Origin of the sequence: Streptomyces sp. R-74717 (assembly GCF_047305335.1) — a bacterium.
In the GTDB taxonomy this organism is placed as follows: Bacteria; Actinomycetota; Actinomycetes; order Streptomycetales; family Streptomycetaceae; genus Streptomyces; species Streptomyces atratus.
Genome location: NZ_CP102361.1, coordinates 9595684 through 9618002, shown reverse-complemented (window position 1 = coordinate 9618002; position 22319 = coordinate 9595684). Strand labels below are relative to the sequence as shown.

The window sequence follows — 22319 nt, the reverse complement described above, 5'->3', positions numbered from 1 at the left end:
AAGAGGTGGCTTCGGGCGCCGCTTTGACTGTACGGCCGGCGCTCACACAAGAAGGCTCGCGGTCGGTCAAGCAGCCTGCCCCAGGCCGGCGGCCGTCAGGTCCTGCTCACGCAGCGGGGTAAAGTCCACGTCGAGTTTCGGGTCGTACGCGTCGGGCTGGATGCCGAGCTCGTGTGTGCTGTACTCGCCGAACCGGTTGATGTGCTCGGTCAGGTACGGCGAGATGTGCGCCAGGTCCTCCGGGTCGATCTCCCATCCCTCCTCCAGCAGCTGCCGCACGATCTCCGCGATGTCCAGGGCGTTGTGGAAGATCACCGCGTTCGTGAGCAGCGCGTTGAATTTCATCGCCTTCTCCTGCTCGATCGGGTCGTTGTCGGCGATGACGCCGCGGTTACCGAAGCCGATCCACTGGGAGAACCGGTTAAACGACTCCACCTTGTTCGTCGCCGCCGTCACCCGCCGGCGCAACGGCGCGTCCGAGAGGTAGCGCAGGAGTTGGACGGTGCGGATCACGCGGCCGACCTCGCGGAAGGCCGCGTAGATGGCGTTCTTCCGCGACCCCGACCGCAGCCGCTTGAGCAGCGTGGAGGAGGAGATGGCGCCCTCCCGTACGGAGACGGCCACTCGCATCAGGTGCCGGAACTGGGACTCGATCAGGTCGAAGTCGATGACGTGTTTGCCCGGCTTGCCGAACAGGGCGTCGATGTGCACGTACTCCGTCTGCTTGGAGGGCCGGTAGAAGGTCAGTTCCTTCCAGTTCCTGATCCTGGGCATCAAATCGAAGCCCAGCAGGTGGGCGAGCGCGAAGACCGGGAAAGACTGCCCCTGCGTATCCGCGTGCACCGTGGTCGGCTTCACCTCACTGGTGTTCTTCAGCAGGCCCTCGATGATGTAGACGGCCTCCCACACGCCGCACGGGATGAAGTGCGTGAACAGCGCAATGTAGGTGTCCGAGACGTGGTGGTAGGCGATGCCGCCCGGCTTGCCGTACCTGACGCTCGTCTCGGAGAGCAGGTTGTCGAGATAGGTGTCCATGTGGGTGCCGTCCGCCGCCACGGCGGTCCCGTCGCCCCACGCCTGCGAGATGTCCAGGCGGGCATGCGCGTTCACCAGGTCGGAGATCGCCTCGTTCAGCAGCACGATCGAGAAGTGCTTGTTGGCGACGTACGACAGCTCGTGTCCGCTCACGCCGGGGATGTGCCGGGCGGCCTCGTACGGGCCCATGTCGGTGCCCTTGACGAACGTGACGATCACGTAGCGGCCCAAGGGGTCGGTGACCTTGGGCTCGTTGCTGGACGGCGGGCCGAAACGGCGCCACCACTCCACCCAGTACGCGGTTCGAGCCACGATCCCCATCAGGGAACGCTCCGGCATCCTCGCCTTGATCTCCTGCTCCAGCCGCTTCGCGGAAGGCCGCTGACCGTCAGCCCGGAACGCCTTCAGCGACGGGATGCCCGTCTCCGGACCGATGACCAGGCCCTCGTTCTCCGGGTACCCGGCATCCGCCGCCGCGGCAGCGTTCCGCAGCTTGTCCTCCAGCTGCCGGCGGAAGAACCTCGCGTCGAACTCGGCGCAGAACAACGTCGCCATCGCCTCCAACGAGTCGTTCAGTGGGTGGACAAAGACGTTCACCGATCCCCGACTCTGCGCAGCCATCGTCGACCGCCTGACGTTCAACGGCACGCTCATCGAGACCGGCACCGACCCCTACCCGGCTCGCCTCCACCCGGGCACGAGCTGAGGAACCCGCCAAGGCATGCCTCCCGCCCGAGGCGGGACTCGACGACCCGCCTCAGGGCAGCCCCGGGAGGCAAAGCACCTGGCCGGGGCCAGCCCTGAGGACCGGTCACTTTCGCCAGAACAGGTGGTGCGTCACGCCGCTCGGGCTGGGCACGACCTCCAGGTGGAACCGGTCGAGCAGCTCATCGGGTGACTCCCAGAGTCGTACTCCGGACCCGAGTTTCACCGGCGAGACCGCCACATGCATGGTGTCGACGAGGTCGGCGTCAAGGAACTGCCGGATGGTGGTAACCCCGCCACCGAGCCTGACATCCATGCCCTGCGCCGCCTCCCGCGCCTGCTCAAGGACCGTGGCCGGGTCGCCGTCGACGAAGTGGAACGTGGTGTCCGAGAGCGTGAACGAAGGACGCTTGTGGTGGGTCATGACGAATACCGGAGTGCGGAACGGAGGCTCGTCACCCCACCAGCCGTGCCACTCATGGTCGTGCCAGGGCCCGCGCTGGGGTCCGAACTTGTTGCGGCCCATGATCTCGGCGCCGATGTTGCGTGCGTAGTCCCGTGTGAAGTAGTCGTCGATGCCCCGGCTGCCCCCGGGGGCGGTGCGCATGGGCCAGCTCGCCGTGGCGCCGGCCCAGGCGAACATCCTCTCGGGATTGGCGTGGCCGAACGGACTCTCAAGGCTCTGGTCCTCACCGGCACCGATGCCGTCACTCGAGACGTTGAAGTTCTGGACTCTCAGTAGCTGAGCCACGTGTTCCTCCTGCGTTGGCGATAACGGTGGTAAGACTCTCCGGGCCGGGCAAACTCATCGCTGCGTCAGTGACCGGTCAGAAATTGGGCTACCTAGTGTCCCGCCTGTGAGGTTTGCGGGGTTTGGGCAGGATCCTGCGGTGAGGGGACGTCCGCCCCCTGCGGAAAGCCTTTCACCATCTGCTCGATCATCGAGGAGGCTTGAAGAGCTGTCACAGACGGCGGGCCCCATGCAGTGACGTCGCCTGGCGCCTGGGCCTGGCCGTGCTCGGCTACTTCTGGTCGACCTCGAAATTCAACCGCGACCCGAAGTAACCTCCATGACAGCGCGGGCCGCCTCCCGCAACTCGTCCCGCCCCAGGGCGGCGCACTTTGACAACGCGTCGGCGTACGCCGCCCAGACGGCGTTCTCCGTCGCCTGCCGGGCCCCACTTCGAGCAGCACGCAGCAGTGACGCTCCATACCGAGGTCCACCCCGGCCCAGACCTCGAAAAATTCCTTGGTGGGAGTAGTCGTGGTTCTGGTAGGTGCGCTGCCCCAGGGTGGAGCGGTGGTAGAAGGTGGCCGGTCCGAGCCCGGACGGGCTGGGTGCCAGATAGCCGTCCATGTCGAAGCCGTAGCGGCGAGCGAAGGCTGGCCAACGCGGGTCGCCGCGATTGCCCTCGGTCACGGGCAGCCCGTACTCGTGGACGACCTGGTCGTAGGTGAGCAGCAACCGTTGAGTCCGGCGGCTGCCGCCGGGTCTGCAACACGGGCAAACGGGAGTCCCACTGATCGCGGTGTCGATCTACAAGGGCCCGCACCCGCAGCACCCACCTCGCAGCACTTCGCCCTGCCGGGCATGGGGCGAAGTAGACCCCCGAATTAACCAACAGCGTTAGTTCTGCACGGAGGCCGCAGCCATGACCAGATGTTCTGCCTATCCGCTCGTCAATGCCAGTTGCACTTGTCTTCCAGGAAGTGAATCGGGTCCAAGGCGTAGTCCATGCCCACATCCCTGTACCACGATTCCAAGTCCCAGCTCGGCCCTGTGTTCCAACCCCCATCGAGACCCCTGTCCGCGAACTTCGCGTGACAGGCGAACTGCTCATACATCGACCGGTGCTCGGTCTCTCTCACCCCGTTCGGGTACGGCGCCAGACTCCACACCTGATTCCACGCCCCGACGAAATCCGTACGGGCGTTGATGAAACCGTTCTCCGTGGGGACCGCACGGACGACGACGTCACTGGTCCCGACGGGGATCTCTACTCGGGTCTCCTTGAACCAGTCGGTGCCCGTGGTGCCCGAGTACCCGACGCACTCGCCCTTGCATCCCTCCACGCCGTTCCCGGCGCTCCAGAAGACACCAGGTTGTTCGTCGAGAACCTCTGGTACACCGACTTGTACGAGTCGTCCCACGCCTCGTCAGACGTCGGGTAGCCGAACGCGCCGCCCTCCCACCCATGCTCTCCCCACAGTTCCCCGATCTTCCCCCACACGGGATGTGCACCGTTCGAGAGGGTGGGGTGCCAGTAGACGGTGCCGCCCTCGAACTGCTGACGCTTGCCCTGCCCATCAGGGTTGGTCAGCTCGTCACCAGTGAGGAAATTTCATCCTGATTTCGCTGGTCACGGGCCTGGTGTGAGCTTGTAGTGGGGTACTCGTGCTGGCCAGGACATGATCGGCAGAGGGAGATCGTCTGTCACCTCTGCACTTCGCTGTTCGCCAGGACGAGTAGGGCCCGCAGGAGGGTGGTCGCGTGGCGGGTGTTCATACGGACCTTGCTGAGGAATCGCCAGGTCTTCAGGTTTGCGAAGCCGTGCTCGACGGCGGCGCGTTCACGGCTGAGCAGGCGGTTGGCCTCCTTCTCGGCGTCGGTGAGCCGGTGGTTGCGGGTGGCCTTGCGGCCGGTGATGATCACCGGGTTGTCAGGGTCGTCGTCCAGGCCGACGAAGCCGAGGTCGGCCAGGGCCCCGAGTTTGGCCTCGCGGAGATGCTCGGTGAGCTTGCTGTGGCGGGCGGTGGTGATCTCGCTGGACCGCCCGGGCTTGGCCGCGGAGATCCAGATCAGGTTGCCCTTCTCGTCGGTGAGCGCAAGAAACAGCAGGCCATGGGACTTGTGTTTCCCGCTGTAGTTCTTGCGGTTCTCTGTCCCGGTGCGGCGGCGGGTGCGCACGAGAGTGCCGTCCAGCAGGACGACCACCCCGCCATCGTCGGCGATCTTCTTCAGGGCCCGGTCCAGGCGCGGGGCGCGGGCAGAGAGCAGGCCGATCACTTCGATCACCCATCGGCGCACGGTCGAGGCGGAGACGTCGTTGCCGCCGGCCATGTCCAGAAGGCGCTGGTCATGACGGAGAACGGCGAGCACGATGATCGCTTGGGTTCCCGGGGTGACCTTGCGCCAGCGGGTGCCCAGCCTCTTGCGCTGCTTGCGTATCAGGTCGGCGACGAGGTCGATGGTCGACTTCGACACCGGAAGGCGAACCTGGTAGACAGCATCCTGAGAGCCCTCGGCGGGCTGGTTGTTCTTCACAAAACACGCCAACTCCCGCCGGGGGCCCTCGCGTTGTGGCAGGAATCGGCCACTTTGCGGCCGGATGCCGGGCTGGTGTCAGCGCGGTCCGTAGCGGCCTGACGGGGTGCGGTGCAGCCAGCCCCGGTCCGCGAGCCGCCTCAGCTTGCCCCGCATCGCCTCGGTCTGCGCGGGCAGCACGCCCAGCCCCAGCTTCTCGCACACCTCTCGGGTCTTGACCGGCCCGTCGGATGCACCCGCGACCACCTGCACAATCCGCTGATAGTCGGCGGGCAGCACCTCTTCGCTCATCCCCTCGACGCGGTGCGGCACGAGCAGCATCCCGCCGGCTCCCGACGCTTGCGTCGCCGGCGGATCCGGCTCCACCGGATCCGGCTCCACCGGATCGGGCTCCACCACCGGATCGTCCCGCCTGCCGCCGTCCGTCGCCTCGGCGTACTGGCCGAACACCACCTCCGCGGCCTCCAGCCGGGCCACCTCGACATCGATCTCGGCGAGCTCCTTACGCAGCCGCTCGGCGCGGTCGGCCAGCAGGACCCGCCGTTCCACCGTCCATGTCAGTACATCCACCATGAACTTCCCCTCCCCGGGCCGGATCTTCCTGCCGGACCCTACGAGGAGACAACCGCCCGTACGGCGACTTCCGCGAACGAGGCCCGTGGCAATCGATCACCTGCTACCGATCATGTTCCAGACCAGCCCGAGTACCCCGCCATCGACTCACGCCAGCCCCGTGACCTGCGAAATCAGGATGGAAATTGATCAGTGGGGAACCCGAGCTTCCCGCCCTCCCAACCCAAGCCACCCCACTTGTCACGGATGGCGCCCCACACCGGGTGGGCGCCGGTCTCCGAGGTCCTGCGCGCGCTCATCGAAAACTGCATGCCCCGATGGCGGTGGTTCGGGGCGGCGGCAGGCGGCTGACCTGAGTTGTTGCGGCGGCGGCTTCGCGGAGCAGGTGATCTCCTCGTGCTGTGCGGCGAGCCGGGCCAGGGCCTGGATGCGGAAGTCCGTGAGCTGATCGACCTCTTGCGCGGCCTGGGCCAGCCGTTCCTTGAGCTTGGTGTTCTCTGCCTTGAGCCGGGCAATCTGGGCCTCGCGAGGATCGGGGGTCTGGCTGGCCTCGCGCATGGCGTTCAGGCGTCGTTCGAACGCGACGTGGAGGGGAGAGTAGGGGCTGGTGCCGTAGAACGCACTGCGGTCGACCGCAGCCTCGGTGGCGAGGGTCTTGATGTCGCACTTTCCGCCGGGCTGGATCTCGCCGCGTAGGAGTCGGTCCATGGAGGCTCGGATGCGGTTCTCGTTCTCGGTCCGCTGGGCTGCGGAAATCCTCATGTGGGCTCCTCGTCCGTGGTGGTGGCGGCGTCGATCTCGGCGACGACGCGGAGGGCCCGGTAGTAGTCGGCCTGGAGCCGGGTGCGTTCGGTCTTACGGGTTGTGCCGAGCTGGCCGAGGAAGATCTCGGTGCTTTCGGCGTGTTCGGACCAGACGGGGCGGTGGCAGGGGTGATGGATGGCCTGCGGACAGCGGGCGGAGTCACACATCCCGACCAGCGGTCGGTCGGCCGTCGGGGTGCCGGCCAGCTTGAGGCAGAGTGCCCGGGACGGGTCGGTGAACCGGCAGTAGTTCGCGGGCCCGAGGTAGAGGACCCTGGCCCGTTTGGTCAGTAGGTTGAGCACGTTGCGGTCGCTGCGCTGTGTCTTCGGTGCTGTTGCTGCCGTTGCGTCGAGCTTCTCGTCGATACTGGCGAAGAACTCGGTGAGGTTCCGGGCGCCGGGGCCGGCCGGGAGAGTGCCCTGCTGGTAGTTTCGGAACTCTCGTCTCGGCCGACCAACCGGACCCGGCAAGCCGCTGAACTGCCGGCTCTCCGTTCGAGGCCGCGTTCGATGCCAAGATCGTGAGATTGTGCCGCGAAATTTGAGACTGGTGTAGGCTTCGCGAATCCGTGAGCACTGGTTCCTTCGGGAACGTCGGAATCCGGACTGACTGAGCAGGGGCCATGGCGTCGATCATGAGCAATCGGGCTCAGCCCGAGCGCAGGCGAAAGTCGATCGGGCCGATCCGGGTCGGTGCCGTACAGTTCACCGTACCGTCGCGGGGTGGAGCAGCTCGGTAGCTCGCTGGGCTCATAACCCAGAGGTCGCAGGTTCAAATCCTGTCCCCGCTACTCAGATGTGAAGGCCCGGTATCCTCCGGGCCTTCACTGCGTGTGGGCCCAAGCTGTAGAGGCGGGGGCAACGCCGTCGGCTGGGCCCCAGGAAGGACAGGACGGCATGAGTACAGCGACCGTGGTCGGCAGTGGTCCCAATGGCCTCGCTGCCGCCATCACCCTGGCCCGGGCGGACGTACAAGTCACGGTGGTGGAGGCGTCCGACGAGATCGGCGGCGGCACACGCTCAAGCGAAGCGATCCTTCCCGGCTTGCTCCACGACCACTGCTCGGCCATCCACCCGATGGCCGTTGGATCACCTTTCCTGCAGTGCCTCGACCTGGCCAGGTACGGGCTGAAGTGGGTGTTGCCGGAGATCGACTGCGTGCATCCGCTCGACGGCGGCACGGCCGGGGTGCTGCGCCGCTCGGTCGCCGAGACCGCCGCCGGTCTCGGCACCGACGGCCGACGCTGGCAGTGGCTGTTCGACGGCCCGTCAGCGGCCTACGACACCTTGAGCAACGACATCCTCGGCCCGCTCCTGCGCATGCCACGGCACCCCGTTCGCCTCGCCCGCTTCGGCACACCCGCACTCGCCCCCGCATCGCTGCTGGCGAAGCTTTTCTCGACCGAAGAGGCAAGGGCTCTCTTCGGCGGGGTCGCGGCCCACGCCTACCACCCCCTCCACCGGCCGCTCGGCGCCAGCATCGGACTCGGCATCCTCACCGCGGGACACCGACACGGCTGGGCCGTCGCCGAAGGGGGATCGCGCCGCATCACCGAAGCCATGGCGGCGCTGCTGCTCGACCTCGGCGGGAAGATCCAGACCGGCGTCCGGGTGCGATCGGCCCGGGAGCTGCCACCCGCGGACCTGACCATCTGGGATGTGGCGCCCACAGCCCTGGCAGACATCATGGGCGACCTGCTGCCGCCGCGCGTCGCTCGGGCCTACCGGCGATTCCGGTACGGCCCAGGGGCGTTCAAGGTCGACTTCGCCGTCGAAGGCGGAGTCCCCTGGACCGCCGAAGCGGCGCGGCGGGCAGGAACGGTGCATCTCGGCGGCACGTTCGCCGAGACCGCCGCCACCGAGCGTGAGATCCACGCCGGACGAATGCCTGACCGGCCGTTCGTCCTGGTCGGGCAGCAGTATCTGGCCGACCCGCAGCGGTCGGCCGGCAACGTGCACCCGCTGTATACCTACGCCCACGTTCCGAACGGCTACTCCGGCGATGCCACTGAAGCGATCATCGCTCAGATCGAGCGATTCGCCCCGAAGTTCCGGGACCGGATCATCGGCACCGCCGTTCGCACCACACCCGGATTCGTGGAGTACAACCCGAACTACGTCGGCGGCAACATCATGACAGGCGCCAAGGACATCCCCCAGCTGATAGTCGGGCCACGGCCCACCCTGCATCCCTACGACGCCGGAGTGCCCGGCCACTACTTGTGCTCCGCGGCCACCCCGCCCGGCCCCGGCGCGCACGGAATGTGCGGCGCCCATGCCGCCGCACGAGCCCTGCGCCACCTCCGCAGAGCATCAGGCTCGTAAGAAGCCGTTGCCGACCGTTACCAGTGCTCGTGACCATCCGGATTTGCTCGGACAGTGCTCACGATCCGCCGACAGTGCTCACGAAATCGCGGATCCTACAGCTGATCAGTTGTAAGACCTCGCGGCTCGTGTCACGGGTAGATGCTCGTGACCCGCTGTTCTTCGTCGTGTCTCACGGGATGACGGAAGAGTTCCGTCTCACGACGGTGGCATTTCCTACTGCCCCGGCAGCACAGGTGCCGAGGCTGGTTGGCTGCCAGAGACAAAAGGGCGCCCCCGAGCCGTCGTAAGGGCGGACCACTCCGCGCAGGCGAGCAACCTGAGCCTCTCTGTGTGTCCGGGGAGATGCTCGGTCGCGCGCAGACGGAGCAGGTCGCCCCAGGACAATCGCTGTTCGGGAACCGGTTGGCCATCACGGCCGACCAGGTGGAGTTTCACAGGCATGTCGGCGGCGTGGTCAGGGGTCGCTCGGATCACAGCACCCAGGTCTGCCGCGTTGCGGCTCACCAGGTCGACGCGCTGAGTGTGGGTGGTCAAGGCGACCAATGAACGGATTGCGGTGTCGTCCATGGCATTGCGGTTGTCGACAATGACAGGAAGGCCAGTGAGCACATCGCGCGCTGCTGCGGCGAGGATGCGGTCGCTGAGTGCGATGTGGCTCAGTGTCCAGTCGATGTCGGATCGTAAATCCGCGGCCAATGGGGTGGTAACGCTGATCGCTCCCGCTGCGGCGAGCAGGTGTCGATAGGCGACGTCGAATTCGGTGGTGCCCACGGGGTCCTCCGGGAAGAATCACTATGGCCTGGTATCAGTCGCCCGCGGTATCGGACGGTGCCGATGACGCGATGACCGAGGTGCGGTGGCGTGCTCGGACGAGGACGATCAGCACGGTCACGCAGAGCAGGGCGACGACGCCTGCGAAGTACTGGACTGCAGTGAGAAGTCCGGCAACGGTGGTGAGGAAGCCGACTCCGATGACGGGGAGACCGACGCCGAGGTAGATGATCACGTAGAAGCTGGACAGCACGTCGGCGTGACGGTCGGCTGGAGCCGCTTGGTTGACCGCGGTGAGGCCGCCGAGGAACGCCAAACCCTGCCCGATACCGGCGACCACCGTCGCGACGAGCAGCAGTGTCAGCGAGGACAGACCGCCCGCGAGGGCAAGCAGCACCAGTCCGGTGGCCAGCAGTGAAAGGCCGATCAGCTCCAGGGTCCGCGCCGGTCGTCCATAGCCGACGAGTTGGGCGATCACGGAACAGGCCAGCATCAGGGCCACGGCTGCGCCGCCCAACAGCAGGTTCTTGCTGCCCGACAAAGTTGCCACGTAGGTGGGGATGAGCGTGAGGAATAGCCCGATGACGGCGAACGCGAGGAAGCTGGCCGTCCCACTGGTGGCGAAGACCGCCCGCATCGTGGCGGGGATCTCGGGTCGACGGGGTCGCCACCGAGCCACTGAACGGGTTGCTGGCAGTGAGATGATCACTGCCGTCGCTGGCACCAGCAGCACAATCTCCACTGCGAATGGCAACACGTGTGGCGCCGGGGCGTACTGAGCAAGCAGGCCGGCGAGCATGGGGCCCAGGCCGAGACCACCCACGGAAGCCACGGTTGACACCAGCGCCGCCTTGCGCCGGTTGCCGGCAGGTTCCAGTTCCGCCAGCGATGCGGTCAACGGCCCCGAGGCCGCACCGAGTGCAAGGCCCTGCAGGATGCGTGCTGCGAAAAGCCACCCCGTGTCCGCAGCAAGGGCGAAGACCACCGATCCCAGTGCGGCCAGGGCTACCGCCGGCAGCAGCACTTTCCGGCAGCCGATCGCGTCCGACAACGGGCCCGCCACCAGCAGGGACGGGATCAGCGCGACCACGTACGCCGCGAAGATCAGCGTGACGACCAACGACGAAAAACCGAACCGCGCCTCATAGCCTCGATACAACGGCGTTGGCAGGTTTGTGCCGGTCAGCAGGATGAGCAGCGCGTAAGCCGCAGCCCAGAACCTCCACCTCCCAACCGGACCGGGCCGCGCCTCCGGGTCCATGTTCGGCGAGCCCGAAGGCTCGGCCTGGCGGTCGCAGCGTGGTGTCCGACCGCTGTGCGTAGCGGCAAGGCGATCGAGCGGCATCCATTCCTCCACAGCTCGCATGTTCGGGGGTCACGAACATAGCAGATGTTCGCGACCCCCGAACATGTTTGGTTATGCTGTGCGTATGGCTAGCCGTACCGCGACGAACCTTGTGCATCCCGACCGCGCCCAACTGCGGTTCACCACCGTTCTGGCTGCCCTGAGCGACCCGGTGCGGCTGGCCATCGTCGCCCGACTCGCAGATGCCGAACCCGACGGTGAACTGGCCTGCACGACGTTCGCGCTCCCGGTCAGTAAGTCCACCCAGAGCGGCCATTTCAAGGCCCTTCGGGAAGCAGGCGTGATCCGCCAGCGGGACGAGGGAACCCGGCGGCTGAACCGGCTCCGCCGAGAAGATCTCGACGCCCGCTTCCCTGGCCTGCTCGATATCGCCATCCCGCAAGGGCGTGACATGATCGCCAGTTGGTGACGACACCGGTCAGCCGTCTCGCAGTTGGGTGGGCGCCTCACCCCTCGCCGTCGTGCCTTTTCCTCCAAGCGCCTCCCTGGCCGCATCAGCCACGCGTTCCCCGAAGAACATCAGCTGCATCGGTCGGCCGCGCTCGGCACGCTTGAGCAAGGGCTGTCCAAGATCGCTTTCAACGCGAGTGATCTGGGTCGTCAAGGCGGACTGCGTAATGCTGAGAGCTCGGGCGGCTTCGCCGATCGTGGGATGAGGCAGTACGGCCATGAAGCGTTCGAGCCGCTGCCAGGCGCATGGGCTGGTGAGGGCCTCACGGAGGAGGGCCGGGATCTCGTCTGTCTGCTCGCTCATACGGAGGACGGTGTCGTGACTTCCTCCCCCGCGAGGCCGTAGAGGGATGTTGTGGGCGTGGGCCCGTCGCGCCGTGTTCGCGGTGCTCATGCCCTTCTCGCGGGCGAGGTCGGGCAGGGTGCGGTGACGGACGACGTACTGCGGCACACCAACTCCGGTTGCGTCCGAAGAACTCTCGTGCCGCCGCCCGGCCGCGAGGCCGAGAGTCAACGCGGGGATGTACGCCGGGGCCTGGACAGCGACCATCACGGCGATGACGGAGCCGAGGGCGGCAACGGCGATCTCGGTTCGGTCGGCGGGCATGGTCGGGCCTCCTGGCATGAGTCGGAACGCCGCCGGGTGACGACGTGGACCACGTTGGAGGGGCGGCGGATTAGCTCCGCAAGTTCCTCCACCCCTTCTCCGGGGGCTCACTGAATGCACGTGAGGACCCAGTCCGGCGAGATGAAGAATGCGCTCCCCAGGCGTTCAGGTAGAAAGGTGCGGGTGATGTGCTGCCCGTCCACACTCCGGGGGATACAAAAAAAATGGCGCGTGTCCGTCTGCCGTGTCGATTCGCGGCTGCCTCGTTCGACCTGTGAGTGAGAGGGTCGAGAGGCGACCCCGATGTCAAGGAGACCGACGATGGCGAAGTACATGCTGATCATGCGAGGCACGGACGAATCCGTTGCGAAGATGATGGAGACGCCCTTCGAGGAGATGCTCGAGACGGTGGGTCGCTTCAACGAGGAGATGATCCGGGCTGGTGTGCTCGTTGCCGCCGAGGGCCTGGATGACCCGGCCCAGGGCGTGGTGCTCGACTTCAGTGGCGAGACGCCGGTGGTCACCGACGGTCCGTACGGCGAGACGAAGGAGCTGTTCGGTGGCTTCTACGTGATCGACGTGGCTTCGAAGGAGGAAGCGGTCGAGTGGGCCAAGCGACTCCCGGCGGTTGCCGGCTCGAAGTGCGAGATCCGCCGCGTGCCGGGCATCGACGAGTTCCCGCAGGACAACAAGTGGATCGTCAAGGAGCGGGCGTGGCGCGAGCGGACCGGCCAGCTCTGACGCCTGCGGCCACCGGCGGCCCGCTGAGCACCGATTCGGCGCGGCGGGCCGTCGAGGCCGTCTGGCGGATCGAGTCCGCACGGATCGTCGGTGCACTGGCCCGCTTCACCGGGGACTTCGAGCTCGCCGAGGACGTAGCTCAGGAGGCGGTGGCCGAGGCGCTCGTCACCTGGGCGCGCGACGGTGCGCCGTCGAACCCGGTGAACTGGCTGCTCGCGACCGCGCGGCGGCGCGCCATTGACAGTTTCCGCCGCCGGTCGGCACTCGACGAGCGGTACGCCATGCTCGCCGGCCAGCTCGTCGAGGGTGAGGCGAGCTCGGGCGCGGCGGCCCCGAGCAGCCGGTCGGACGACCTGCCGTGGGATCCTGACCGGGTCGACGATGATGTCCTCGCGCTGATGTTCGTGGCCTGCCATCCGGTGCTCTCGCCCGAAGCCCGCATAGCTCTGACGCTTCGCGCGGTCGGCGGCCTGTCCAGCGAGGAGATCGCCCGGGCGTTCCTCGTGCCCGTGCCAACGCTCCAGGCACGGATCACGCGGGCGAAGAAGACGATCGTCGCGGCAGGAGTGCCGTTCGAGCTGCCGCCGTCCGAGGAACGGCGTGAGCGGCTCGGCGGTGTCCTGACTGTGCTGTACGTGATCTTCACGGAGGGCTCGACGGCGACGACCGGTGACCGCCTGCTGCGCCCCGATCTCGCGTACGAAGCGATCCGCCTGGCCCGGATGCTGGCCGCGTTGTTGCCCGATGAGCCGGAGGCGTACGGGCTGCTCGCCCTGTTCGAGCTCACGGCCGCGCGCTTTCCCGCACGCACCGGGCCCGATGGCGAGGCGGTGCTCCTGGAGGATCAGGACCGGCGCCTGTGGGACCGGTCGGCGATCCGTCGCGGTCTGGCCGCGATCGGCCGGGCCTCGGCTGTCGGGCGCGGCCTCGGACCGTACGGGCTGCAGGCAGCGATCGCCGCCTGCCACGCGTCGGCGTCCTCGGTGCCGGCGACCGACTGGGAGCGTGTCGTGCTCCTCTATGAGGCGCTCGGCCGCGTGGCTCCGTCACCCGTCGTCGAGCTCAACCGGGCCGTCGCCATCGCGATGGCGAATGGACCACAACAGGCGCTGGCGATTGTGGACGAGCTGGCCGTCTCCGGTCACCTGTCGGGGTCGTACCTGCTCCCGAGCGTGCGCGGCGAGCTACTCGTCCGCCTCGGCCGGACCGCTGAGGCACGGGTCGAGCTGGAGCTCGCCGCCCGACTGTGCCGCAACGTCCGCGAACGGTCAGTGCTGCTACGCAAGGCGGCTGCGCTGGCGTGATATCACTCCCTCTACAGTGTCCACCGGGTGCCTGATGGTTGTGTTCCCGTCACGCTACGCCGGACAACCACCTGTCACAGGAAGTCCTGATCACTGGCCACGACAGGGCTGCGCACACCTTGTGTACGGCCGGTCCGGGAAGCGCCCGGCGCTCGTCTGACAGCTCGCGGCTTCCTGGATGGGCGTCAAATGCCGGGCCATCGCTCCTGGGAGATGATCCACTCCCGGCGGGCGTAGGCGCGGACCGCGTCCCGCTCGGCGTCCGTGCAGCCGTTCTCCACGGCCGGAGGGATGTCCCCGGTGGTGCTGGTCCCGTGCTGCTGGTCGTGGCGAACGAGCTGGTCGGCGATGTCGGAGGCGTCGGTGCGTAACTCCACGTCCCTCGGCACCGGGTTGCGGGAGTCCTCCTGGTAGGGGTGTGGCAGATAGCTGCCGTGCCCGTGACTGTCAATCCCCTCGAACTGTGGAGATCTTCTATGCGGCCAGCTCCAAAGCGGAGTCGGCCGGGTGGTCTTGTTCGTAGTCGATCGGGCTGCGGTATCCGCACAAGCTGTGTAGTCGATGCGTGTTGAAGAACCCGGTGATCCAGGTCGCGATCCTCAGCCGGGCCTCGGTGCGGCTGTTGAAGGTGTGCCGGTGGACGTACTCGACCTTGAGCACGCTGTTGAACGCCTCACTGACGGCGTTGATGTCCCTATGGATGTCAAGCGGAGTCTCGGGCTGGTCCCGTGCGGTCTGCCGCGGTGTATGTGGGGACGATGAGTCGGTAGATCTCTCGTGCGACGTACCGTTTGAGACACCCCATGTCGTTTGAGGTCAAGCGGCATGGAGGTCTGCGTGGTGCGACCATGCGGTCGCTTCGTCGTAGCGGGTGCGGGTCTTGAGGCAGCCATGGAGGATGCCGACGAGGCGATTGCCGAGCTGGCGGAGGGCGGGGTTGTAGCCGACCTCGCGAGCACGCTGCTTGTCGTAGTAGCGGCGGGCGCCGGGCGAGTTGCGTAGGGCGGAGAATGCCTGGGCCTGGAGGGCGTCGGCGAGGCGGTTGTTGCGGACGTACCGGGCCTGGACGGTGTGGCTCTTACCCGAGGCACGGGTGACGGGGCTGGTGCCGGCGTAGTTCTTGCGAGCTTTCGCACTGACGTATCGGTTGGGGTCGTCACCGAATTCGGCGAGTACCCGGGCGCCGGTGATCTCTGCGATGCCCGGCATCGTGAGGTAGATCTCGGCGTCCGGGTGTGCCAAAAAATGTGCCTTCACCTGCTCTTCCATCGCAGCGATCTGCTCGTTGAGCGCAATGATCAAACGTGCGTGGGCGGTGGCGGTGGCTGCATAGGCGGTGGTGACCTGTTCAGGCAGGCCGAGCTGTGGCTCGCGCAGGGCGGCCTGGACCGTGGCAGCTTTCGCCGCCCGGTTGCGGCGGCGATGGCGGGTAAGGACTGCGGTGATCTGGGTGCGAGTGAGTTTCTCTGCTGCCGCGGGAGTGGGTGCCTTGACCAGCAGTTCCAGTGCGTCCGTGCTGGTCAGCGTCAGGTCCGCGTAGGCGGACAATGCGGCGGGGAAGTACTCACGCAGCGTGGAACGCAGCCGCTGGAAGGATCGGGTGCGTTCCCAGATCAGTGTCTGGTGGGCACGGGCGACGACCTTGACGGCCTGGGCCGCCTCGCTGTCCCCGGCCACGGCCCGCAGCTGGGCCCGATCGATGCGGACCATGTCGGCCAGCGTGTGGGCGTCGCCCTTGTCGCTCTTGGCCCCGGACGAGGCATAACGTTCTTTGAAACGGTTGACCTGGCGGGGGTTGATCGCGAACACCTGGTAGCCGGAGGCGATCAGAGCCTGCACCCACGAGCCGCGGTCGGTCTCGATCCCGACCACGACCTCGGCCGGGTCCAGGTCCGCACCTCCGTGGCGGGCGACGAGCTCGTGGAGTCCGACGATGCCCGTCACACCCTCGGGCAGATTCACGGCGGCCAGCTTCCGGCCGCTCTCGTCCTGAACCTCGACATCGTGGTGGTCCTCGGCCCAGCCAGCACCGATCAGCAGCAACGAACCCTCCCCAGTCACGTACTTGACACCGTGGTGCAGCCTGCGGAAGGCGCGGCACGCGGCCTAATGGATCCAGTGCTCACGCCCCCTGGGGCGGGCACGCCACCCCATCAGCGGTCTGGCCTCCCGGCCGACCAGCAGGGGCACGGTCTCAAACCAGAAGTCCGATGCTTCGGGCAGCGATAGTGCTCACCTGCAGGCGGCTACGGAATCATGCATTCCCCGACTCCGTAGCTCCCATTAGGCAGCGGATGATCTCGCGGCGCGTCCTGCCCTCCGCGAGGCGTCGCCGCATGTAGTCCTGGGTGCGGCCCTCCCAGCGCAGGCGGCTGAGGACGATCCGGAAGAGGGCGGCGTTGGCCGGGCGGTCGCCGCCTCGGTTGAGTCTGCGGCGCTGAGTCTTGCCGGAGGATGCCTCGACCGGGCTGGTGCCGCACAGGGCGGCGAAGGACGCCTCGCTGTCGAGGCGTTCGGGGTTGTCACCGGCCGTGATGAGCAAGGCTGCCGCGCTGTCCGGGCCGACGCCGTGGACGTCGAGCAGACCAGGAGTACTCGCTGTTACTGCTTCGGCTATCCGCTTGGTCAGGTCGTTGATCTCTTCGGTGAGGTTCAGGATGCGGCGGGCCAGCAGTCTCAGGGTGTGACGCGCGGCCCCTGCAGGCCCGGGGATCTCCGACTCCGCGAGTGTGGCGCACTGCTGGAACAGCTTCGGGTTGCTCAGCCCAGCCAGGGACTCGCGGAGTTCGGCGTCGGCGCAGACCAGGACGCTCTTGAGCTGGTTGATGGCCTGGGTCCTGGACTTGATCGCGGACCCCTTGGCCAGTTTGAACAGTCGCAGCATCTCCACCGGGCCGTCGCTCGTCTTCGCTGCGGCCGTGGCCCGACCGGACAGCACGGCGCGGGCGGCGGCTTCGGCATCGATGGCGTCGGTCTTGCCGTGGCGCCGTCGGGCGGCCTTGTCGGGTTGGTTGACCTCGGTCACCTTGATGCCCTCGGCCTGCAGGCGCCGTGTCAGGGCGGCCCCGTAGGAGCCGGTGCACTCGACTCCGGCGCGCCCCAGTACGCCGAACGAGCGGGCCCAGGCCACGAGTTGGCCATAGCCATCGGCAGTCGCCGGGAAGCTCCGGCCGTCCAGGGAGACGCCGAGCGTGGTGATAACGGCTGCGGCGTGAACATCCCTTCGCGACGGTGTTCACCGACACGCGCCAGCCCTCCTGCACCAGCGTGATCCAGATCTTCGGGGAGCCGTAGGTACCACCCGAGCCGTCGAAGATCCGCCGGACCGCGTCAGACAGCTGCCCTTTCCGCACCTGGCGGGCGGTGACGGGCAGCCGGCGCCACTTGTAGAACCAGGACTCCGAGATCCCCAGCACGCGGCAGGCCAGACGGTGCGGGCCGTGGTGTTCGGTCCTCTGGTTACCGATGAACGCGGCCACCTCGGCCGGTGCTTGTTCGGTCACTTCACCCAGAGGACCATGCATCGCTCGAGGACATCACGCTCCATCTCCAGCTCGCGTATCCGCTTGTTCTTCTCGCTCATCTCCCGCCGCAGCCGCTCCAGTTCGCCCCGCTCACTCTCCCGCATCCGCCCGCCGGCGGCCTCGAGTGCGGGCCGATCGGAGGATGCCGACCCGTTTCGGCGCCAGCGCGAGACCCAGCTGTGCAGCGTGCCCGCGTGGACTCCGAGCTCGTCGGCGACCTGCGGGATCGGCTTCCCCGTCTCGATCACGATGCGTACAGCACCCTCACGGAACTCGGCGTCGTACGCCCGTTTCTTGGACCCCATGAGCCTCAACTTCCCCTGCAATCGCGGACTCCACGCTACGAGGGGAAGGACAGTGGCGTACAGATGTCCGATCGCGAGCACGAGCCTAAGCACCAGCCAAAACCGGCTGAGATCTGCCTGTGTGACTTGGCGATGATGCTCGACGAGGATCGTCGCCATGACTTACGTGATCGAAGCCGCTCATCCCGACGACGCCGCGTGGTTGGGGCCTTTACAGCTGAGGACTTGGCTGCAGACATACCCCAACGCGGAGGTGGGGATCGATGAGAACTGGATCCGTGAGCAGCGCGGCTCTTCAGCTACTGCGGAAGGCATCGCCCAGTGGCGCGACTTCATCGAGGCAGCGAGACAGCGACCGGACCTGCTGTTCTGCCGTGTAGTCTGGTCCGAAGCCGAGATCGTCGGTTTTCTCTGCGGTCGCCGGGACGAGGTGGTCACCCTCGGGCCGATGTATTTGCTGAACGATGCTCAGAGCCAGGGAATCGGCGGTCGCTTGATGACCGAGTTCCTCACCTGGGCAGGCCCCACACGCATATGCCTGTGGGTCACCGACTACAACGAGAGCGCGGTCCGCTTCTACCAACGCCACGGATTCGAGATCACGGGTGAGCGAGAGCTCTGGCGAGGAAAACTGCCAAACCTACGCATGACCCGCGAGGTCACATCGAGCGTCGACGTCAGCTAAGACGGTGTCCTACGTGGTGAGCCGGAGAAGTCGCTTGTAGCAGCACAGTGCCGCGGCGAGGCCGAGAAAGGCCAGGTAGTTGCGCGGTTGGCATTCGTAGCGGTGGTTGAGTCTGCGGTAGCCGGTCAGCCACGACATGGTCCGCTCGATGACCCACCTTTGGCGTCCGAGCCGTTCGCTGGATTCGATGCCATTGCGGGCGATGCGGACGCCGATACGTTTACCGCGCAGGCATTTCCGCAGTTCAGGTATGTCGTATGCCTTGTCGGCGTGGAAAGAACTGGGCCTTGCGCAAATCCGGTTCGGGAACTGTGTCGAGCCGCCCGAACGGCGGCAGGCCCGGCGTACTGGCCTGCGAATCGATCAGCTCGAAGTCATCGGCGGCCATGAGGCGCGTGAACATCATCAGCGACGGTGCCCCATGGCTGTCGACCGGCCGGACTGCTGTGCCCGCGAGTCGGCCACCGTGTGAATCTGCCCGTCGAAGCGAACGCGGTCGCCGACACGCAGTACTCCGCGCGGACTCGTCCGGCTCATCGCTCCTCGCTTCGGCTCACCAGCGTGCGGTCGCTGAGAGGATAGGACAGGTCGGCAGCCAGGCGTCCGCACCACAGCAGGTGGAACACCACCGGGAGAACGCGGAGGGGATCGCCGACGGACGCGGCCTGGGTAAACAGCGGCCCAGGAACGGCAAAGGACGCTGTCACCGCCGCATTGAGCCCCTCCGCCTCCCCGTAACGGGCGTGGCGGTAGCCGGCGAGCCACCGCAGGTTCGCCACCCGCACCGCCTCGATCTCCCCTACCAGCCGATAGACCCACTCCAGCTGTTCGCATGCGCGGCGCATCGCGGCGAACGCCGCTGCGGACCGGGGTCTGCCCGAGGCCGAGTTGCCGCAGCCTCTGCGAGGTCGACGCCGAGCTGGTGCCGACAGGCGATCTTCAGAAGGGGTCGGCCGCCGGGCGGTCAGTGAACGCAGATGTGGGGGCCCACGGCGCCCGTGCCCGGGGGCTTGCTCGCGGCGGCGGCGCGCGCCACGTCGGCCAGCAGGCGCAGGCGTTCCGCGCGGTCCAGATAGCGGCCCGCGACCAGGACGGAGTCGATCCGCCGCGTATGGCGGATGTCGGTGCGCGGGTCCGCGTCCAGGACCAGCAGGTCGGCGCGGTCGGTGGGCAGGCCGAGCATCCGGGCGGGTGCGGTGGTCGCGGCGCGGAGGACGTCCCGGGTGGGCAGTCCGGCCTTGGCTAGCAGCTCCAGCTCGTGGTGGAGGGAGAAGCCGGGGACCGCGTAGCCGGTGCCGGTGTCGGTGCCCGCGAGCAACTGCACTCCGGCCCGGTGGAGTTCGGCGACGAGGCGCAGCCGGTGCTCGTAGATCTGATGGATGCGGGCGGTGTCCTGCGCGGTGCGACCAGCGGTCAGGGCGGACCAGATGGTGGGCCAGTAGTCGGTCATCCAGTCGGGCAGATACTTGAACTCAGGTGAATTGGGATGGAGTTGGTCCGTGCGCTCCAGGGAATGATGGACGGTGAGGGTCGGTACGACGCGGGTGCCGTTGACGGCGAGCCGGTCGAAGAGGGCGCGGGTACGGCCGACGTCGTACGTCCGCATCGCCTGCCACTCCACCGCGTGCACCTGCCGGAACCAGCTCGCATAGCGCTCGAAGCTGGTGCCGAGGGTGGGGTCGATACGGACCTTCGCCATGGCCCGCCTGATCTCGGACTCCCGGGCGGAGGTGGCGAGGAGCAGGGCGTGGAGGTGCTCGATGGACTGCTGCCCGGCGTCGCTCGCGCGGGCGATGGGCAGGGTGTCGGGGCAGTGGCCCGCGTGGCGCAGGCCCTGGCGGCGGGACTCGTCGGCGATCGCCTCGTACGCCTCGGGTGTGAGCCGTGAGTACACCTTGACGAAGTCGGCGCCGCTCGCTTTCGCCTCGCGTACCGCGCGGCGTGCGGACGGGGCGTCGGTGACTTCCACGACGCGCTCGCCGGTGCCATTGGCCCATACCGAGGAGCGTCCGTCGATGATCGAGCTGGCGATCACCCAGCGGGGGCCGAGGAGCTTGCCCGCGCGGACCTTGTCGCGCCACTCGTGGTGGACGGGTCCGCCCCACATCTCGCGGACCGTGGTCACGCCGTTGAGCGGGAAGAGGGGCGGCAGCACGCTCTCGGGCCCGTTGTTGTGGACATGGGCCTCGACGAAGCCGCCGGGGACGATGTACTTGCCGGTCAGGTCGTACGTCGTCGTCCCACGCGGGATCGGGACCTCGGCCGAACGGCCGGTACGGGTGATGCGGCCGTCGCGGATGAGGACGGTGTGGTCGGGGCCCACACCGAGAACGGTGGCGTGGGTGAGGGCGATGGCGCCGCCGGGGCGCTGGCCGGATGCAAACGTCGCGCGGCCCGGGGCCACGCGGGGGACGGCCGTCGCGGCCGCGGCGGCGGGCAGGAGGGCGCCGCCGGTCAGGGCGGCCGAGGCGGCGAGGGCTTCGCGTCGAGTGGGCATGGCACCACTCTGGTCCGGGCCGGAGCCTCGATCACTGGCCCCAGGCAGTGAGTTGGGGGTGTTGGTGGCAACACCATGGGGAGTGGCGCCACCACGAGAGCGGCTCTGCCGGCCGATGAGTCGTGGACTCCGGAGTTACTGGTGGACTCTCGAATTCAATTGTCGCCGGTTCTCCGCGAGGTCCAGCCGGGTGGTGACCGCCAGTGGTCTCCAGCGGCATATCGGCTCCAGGTGCCTCTCGCCTCGGAGGCGAGCTTGGCCGTGGTAGAGGACGATCACGCCCGCGCCCCGAGTGCGAAGCGGCAAGGCCGGGTCGGTGAGAGGCGCCCGATCAGCTCCAGTCGCTCAGACTGCGGCATCGGGGTGGCCCGGCGGACCCGGACCGGAGGAAGCCGGAAGAGCCTGGGGAGCTTGCTGGTCGAGCACCAGAGCAGGAAGGCTCGCATGGTGTTGCGGGGGTACTCGTTCTGCTCTGCGTGCCAGGCGTCAATGCCGGTCCGGCCGCAGATGGCAAGGATGTGACCACGATCGGCGAGCCGGGCGAGGAAGGCTGTGGCCTGCTTGACCTGGTCAGCGGCATGTCGCATCCAACACCGCTCGGGATACGCCCAGTACACATCGGTGGGTCCAGGACTCACCCATGCATACTGGCTAGGAACGGGTGGGACATGCTCGAGTTGGTACACAACGATCTGCGCGGCCGCACACGAAAGACCCGGTGTGTCCCGCTGCCATGACAATGCCGCGTGCCACACCGGGGTGTGGGAGGAGGTCAGGCGCCGCGCTGGACCGGACCGATGAGGGTACCGGTGGCCACCTTGAGCTTGCCCTGGGCGACGGACGTGCCGGGGATCTCCCCGTCCGGAGCCTGAAGCGTGAACGATGCCTCCCCCGCGGCGGTGCTGCGGCCGCTGCTGGGAACCTGGATATCGAAGTGCACCGGGTGGCCCGGGCCGAAGGTCACCACGGTTGCCTGGTTGCCGTAGTGGCCAGCGGTGACCCCGATCTCCGAACCGCGGTCCGAGAAGCGCACGTTGGTGGGCGAACCGGCCAGCTTGCACGGCTCGTACCCGCGCGGCGCGGTCAGCGTCACGCGGTAGTGGCGGTGCCCTGCGCTGGCGGGCGCCTCGGTGATCTCCGCGGTGTGGTTGGCCGGCCGGCAGGCCGAAGGGGCGACGCCGCCGGCCGTTACGGGCGAAGCCTGCGCGACTCCCGCACCAGCAGCACCCGTCAGCGCAGTGGCGGCGACGGTGACGGCGAACTTCCAGTTCGTACGCATCCTGAACACTCCTTGCCTTGCTTAATGGCCCTGCGGGTGCTCTCCGTCAGAACCATGGTCAACACGATTCCTGCCCCTCAA

Annotated in this window: 27 protein-coding genes, 1 tRNA gene and 4 pseudogenes; 7 read left to right on the top strand and 25 right to left on the bottom strand. The window is 67.4% G+C overall.

Features of this window, described 5'->3' with window-relative positions; genetic code table 11:
- Positions 1-66: 66 nt before the first annotated feature.
- A complete protein-coding gene (locus NRF20_RS43620) occupies positions 67-1356 on the bottom strand; it encodes a transposase (RefSeq protein ID WP_413754686.1) in 1290 nt (429 codons plus the stop codon).
- Positions 1357-1576: 220 nt separating this feature from the next.
- Between NRF20_RS43620 and NRF20_RS43615 the strand changes: the two are divergent.
- A pseudogene (locus tag NRF20_RS43615) lies at positions 1577-1711 on the top strand (ATP-binding protein); the annotation flags it as partial.
- 135 nt (positions 1712-1846) lie between these two features.
- On the opposite strand, the gene NRF20_RS43610 reads toward NRF20_RS43615, so the two are convergent.
- From NRF20_RS43610 to NRF20_RS43570, 9 genes and pseudogenes are all read right to left on the bottom strand, one after another.
- On the bottom strand, positions 1847-2491 hold the full coding sequence (locus tag NRF20_RS43610; protein WP_413754342.1) for a dihydrofolate reductase family protein: 645 nt from the start codon (positions 2489-2491) through the stop codon (positions 1847-1849).
- Between the two features lie 294 nt (positions 2492-2785).
- A complete protein-coding gene (locus NRF20_RS43605; protein ID WP_413754341.1) occupies positions 2786-3205 on the bottom strand; it encodes a hypothetical protein in 420 nt (139 codons plus the stop codon).
- 215 nt (positions 3206-3420) lie between these two features.
- On the bottom strand, positions 3421-3891 hold the full coding sequence (locus NRF20_RS43600; RefSeq protein ID WP_413754340.1) for a DUF2599 domain-containing protein: 471 nt from the start codon (positions 3889-3891) through the stop codon (positions 3421-3423).
- Between the two features lie 41 nt (positions 3892-3932).
- Positions 3933-4061 (bottom strand): annotated as a pseudogene (locus NRF20_RS43595) (hypothetical protein); the annotation flags it as partial.
- A 113-nt stretch (positions 4062-4174) separates the two neighbouring features.
- Positions 4175-5005, bottom strand: a complete 831-nt coding sequence (locus NRF20_RS43590; RefSeq protein WP_413751748.1) for a transposase family protein — start codon at positions 5003-5005, stop codon at positions 4175-4177.
- A gap of 78 nt (positions 5006-5083) precedes the next feature.
- On the bottom strand, positions 5084-5578 hold the full coding sequence (locus tag NRF20_RS43585; RefSeq protein ID WP_413754293.1) for a hypothetical protein: 495 nt from the start codon (positions 5576-5578) through the stop codon (positions 5084-5086).
- A gap of 173 nt (positions 5579-5751) precedes the next feature.
- Positions 5752-5877 (bottom strand): hypothetical protein, encoded by a 126-nt coding sequence (locus NRF20_RS43580; RefSeq protein ID WP_413754339.1) that lies wholly within the window; start codon positions 5875-5877, stop codon positions 5752-5754.
- A complete protein-coding gene (locus tag NRF20_RS43575) occupies positions 5819-6340 on the bottom strand; it encodes a hypothetical protein (RefSeq protein ID WP_413754338.1) in 522 nt (173 codons plus the stop codon). Before NRF20_RS43575 ends, NRF20_RS43580 begins: the two co-directional genes overlap by 59 nt.
- Positions 6337-6852: a hypothetical protein gene (locus NRF20_RS43570; RefSeq protein ID WP_413754337.1), complete on the bottom strand. Its 516-nt coding sequence runs from the start codon at positions 6850-6852 to the stop codon at positions 6337-6339. Before NRF20_RS43570 ends, NRF20_RS43575 begins: the two co-directional genes overlap by 4 nt.
- A 246-nt stretch (positions 6853-7098) precedes the next feature.
- Between NRF20_RS43570 and NRF20_RS43565 the strand changes: the two genes are divergently transcribed.
- Positions 7099-7172, top strand: a tRNA-Met gene (locus NRF20_RS43565).
- Between the two features lie 106 nt (positions 7173-7278).
- A complete protein-coding gene (locus tag NRF20_RS43560; RefSeq protein WP_398634761.1) occupies positions 7279-8706 on the top strand; it encodes a phytoene desaturase family protein in 1428 nt (475 codons plus the stop codon).
- 216 nt (positions 8707-8922) lie between these two features.
- Here NRF20_RS43560 and NRF20_RS43555 read toward each other — a convergent pair whose 3' ends face one another.
- Both NRF20_RS43555 and NRF20_RS43550 read right to left on the bottom strand, forming a co-directional pair.
- A complete protein-coding gene (locus NRF20_RS43555) occupies positions 8923-9480 on the bottom strand; it encodes a hypothetical protein (RefSeq protein WP_413754336.1) in 558 nt (185 codons plus the stop codon).
- A 34-nt stretch (positions 9481-9514) separates the two neighbouring features.
- Positions 9515-10837, bottom strand: a complete 1323-nt coding sequence (locus NRF20_RS43550) for an MFS transporter (protein WP_413754335.1) — start codon at positions 10835-10837, stop codon at positions 9515-9517.
- Between the two features lie 73 nt (positions 10838-10910).
- Between NRF20_RS43550 and NRF20_RS43545 the strand changes: the two genes are divergently transcribed.
- Positions 10911-11255: an ArsR/SmtB family transcription factor gene (locus tag NRF20_RS43545; protein WP_398634764.1), complete on the top strand. Its 345-nt coding sequence runs from the start codon at positions 10911-10913 to the stop codon at positions 11253-11255.
- A gap of 9 nt (positions 11256-11264) precedes the next feature.
- On the opposite strand, the gene NRF20_RS43540 is transcribed toward NRF20_RS43545, so the two are convergent.
- Complete coding sequence (locus NRF20_RS43540) at positions 11265-11903, bottom strand: LysR family transcriptional regulator (protein WP_398634765.1); 639 nt, start codon at positions 11901-11903, stop codon at positions 11265-11267.
- A gap of 321 nt (positions 11904-12224) precedes the next feature.
- Between NRF20_RS43540 and NRF20_RS43535 the strand changes: the two genes are divergently transcribed.
- Positions 12225-12644: a YciI family protein gene (locus tag NRF20_RS43535; protein ID WP_398634766.1), complete on the top strand. Its 420-nt coding sequence runs from the start codon at positions 12225-12227 to the stop codon at positions 12642-12644.
- Positions 12617-13948: an RNA polymerase sigma factor gene (locus NRF20_RS43530; RefSeq protein WP_398634767.1), complete on the top strand. Its 1332-nt coding sequence runs from the start codon at positions 12617-12619 to the stop codon at positions 13946-13948. Before NRF20_RS43535 ends, NRF20_RS43530 begins: the two co-directional genes overlap by 28 nt.
- 185 nt (positions 13949-14133) lie before the next feature.
- Here NRF20_RS43530 and NRF20_RS43525 read toward each other — a convergent pair whose 3' ends face one another.
- The 6 genes and pseudogenes from NRF20_RS43525 to NRF20_RS43500 form a co-directional block, all read right to left on the bottom strand.
- On the bottom strand, positions 14134-14325 hold the full coding sequence (locus NRF20_RS43525) for a hypothetical protein (protein ID WP_398634768.1): 192 nt from the start codon (positions 14323-14325) through the stop codon (positions 14134-14136).
- Between the two features lie 97 nt (positions 14326-14422).
- The gene (locus NRF20_RS43520; RefSeq protein ID WP_413754685.1) at positions 14423-14638 is read right to left on the bottom strand and encodes an integrase core domain-containing protein; all 216 of its coding nucleotides are present in this window, start codon (positions 14636-14638) and stop codon (positions 14423-14425) included.
- A 126-nt stretch (positions 14639-14764) separates the two neighbouring features.
- Positions 14765-15991, bottom strand: coding sequence for an IS110 family transposase (locus NRF20_RS43515; protein WP_413754684.1), 1227 nt, complete (start codon positions 15989-15991; stop codon positions 14765-14767).
- A gap of 211 nt (positions 15992-16202) precedes the next feature.
- Entirely contained in the window at positions 16203-17126 is a 924-nt protein-coding gene (locus NRF20_RS43510) for an IS110 family transposase (RefSeq protein ID WP_413754683.1), read from the bottom strand.
- Positions 17127-17226: 100 nt separating this feature from the next.
- Positions 17227-17472, bottom strand: a pseudogene (locus NRF20_RS43505) (hypothetical protein); the annotation flags it as partial.
- Positions 17448-17777, bottom strand: coding sequence for a transposase (locus NRF20_RS43500; RefSeq protein WP_398634769.1), 330 nt, complete (start codon positions 17775-17777; stop codon positions 17448-17450). The gene NRF20_RS43500 and the pseudogene NRF20_RS43505, both read right to left, overlap by 25 nt.
- Before the next feature lie 157 nt (positions 17778-17934).
- On the opposite strand from NRF20_RS43500, the gene NRF20_RS43495 reads away from it, so the two are divergent.
- Positions 17935-18462, top strand: coding sequence for a GNAT family N-acetyltransferase (locus NRF20_RS43495; RefSeq protein ID WP_398635009.1), 528 nt, complete (start codon positions 17935-17937; stop codon positions 18460-18462).
- Between the two features lie 9 nt (positions 18463-18471).
- On the opposite strand, the pseudogene NRF20_RS43490 reads toward NRF20_RS43495, so the two are convergent.
- The 6 genes and pseudogenes from NRF20_RS43490 to NRF20_RS43465 all read right to left on the bottom strand — a co-directional run.
- Positions 18472-18738 (bottom strand): annotated as a pseudogene (locus NRF20_RS43490) (transposase); the annotation flags it as partial.
- Positions 18707-18868 carry a hypothetical protein gene (locus tag NRF20_RS43485; protein WP_398635008.1) on the bottom strand — a complete coding sequence of 54 codons (162 nt, stop codon included), beginning with the start codon at positions 18866-18868 and terminating at the stop codon, positions 18707-18709. The pseudogene NRF20_RS43490 and the gene NRF20_RS43485, both read right to left, overlap by 32 nt.
- A 127-nt stretch (positions 18869-18995) precedes the next feature.
- Positions 18996-19394, bottom strand: a complete 399-nt coding sequence (locus NRF20_RS43480) for a TnsA-like heteromeric transposase endonuclease subunit (protein WP_398635010.1) — start codon at positions 19392-19394, stop codon at positions 18996-18998.
- A gap of 32 nt (positions 19395-19426) precedes the next feature.
- The gene (locus NRF20_RS43475; RefSeq protein ID WP_413754334.1) at positions 19427-20959 is read right to left on the bottom strand and encodes an amidohydrolase family protein; all 1533 of its coding nucleotides are present in this window, start codon (positions 20957-20959) and stop codon (positions 19427-19429) included.
- 275 nt (positions 20960-21234) lie between these two features.
- Entirely contained in the window at positions 21235-21546 is a 312-nt protein-coding gene (locus NRF20_RS43470) for a hypothetical protein (RefSeq protein WP_413754333.1), read from the bottom strand.
- A gap of 185 nt (positions 21547-21731) precedes the next feature.
- Complete coding sequence (locus tag NRF20_RS43465) at positions 21732-22238, bottom strand: DUF4232 domain-containing protein (RefSeq protein WP_398635005.1); 507 nt, start codon at positions 22236-22238, stop codon at positions 21732-21734.
- Positions 22239-22319 lie beyond the last annotated feature (81 nt).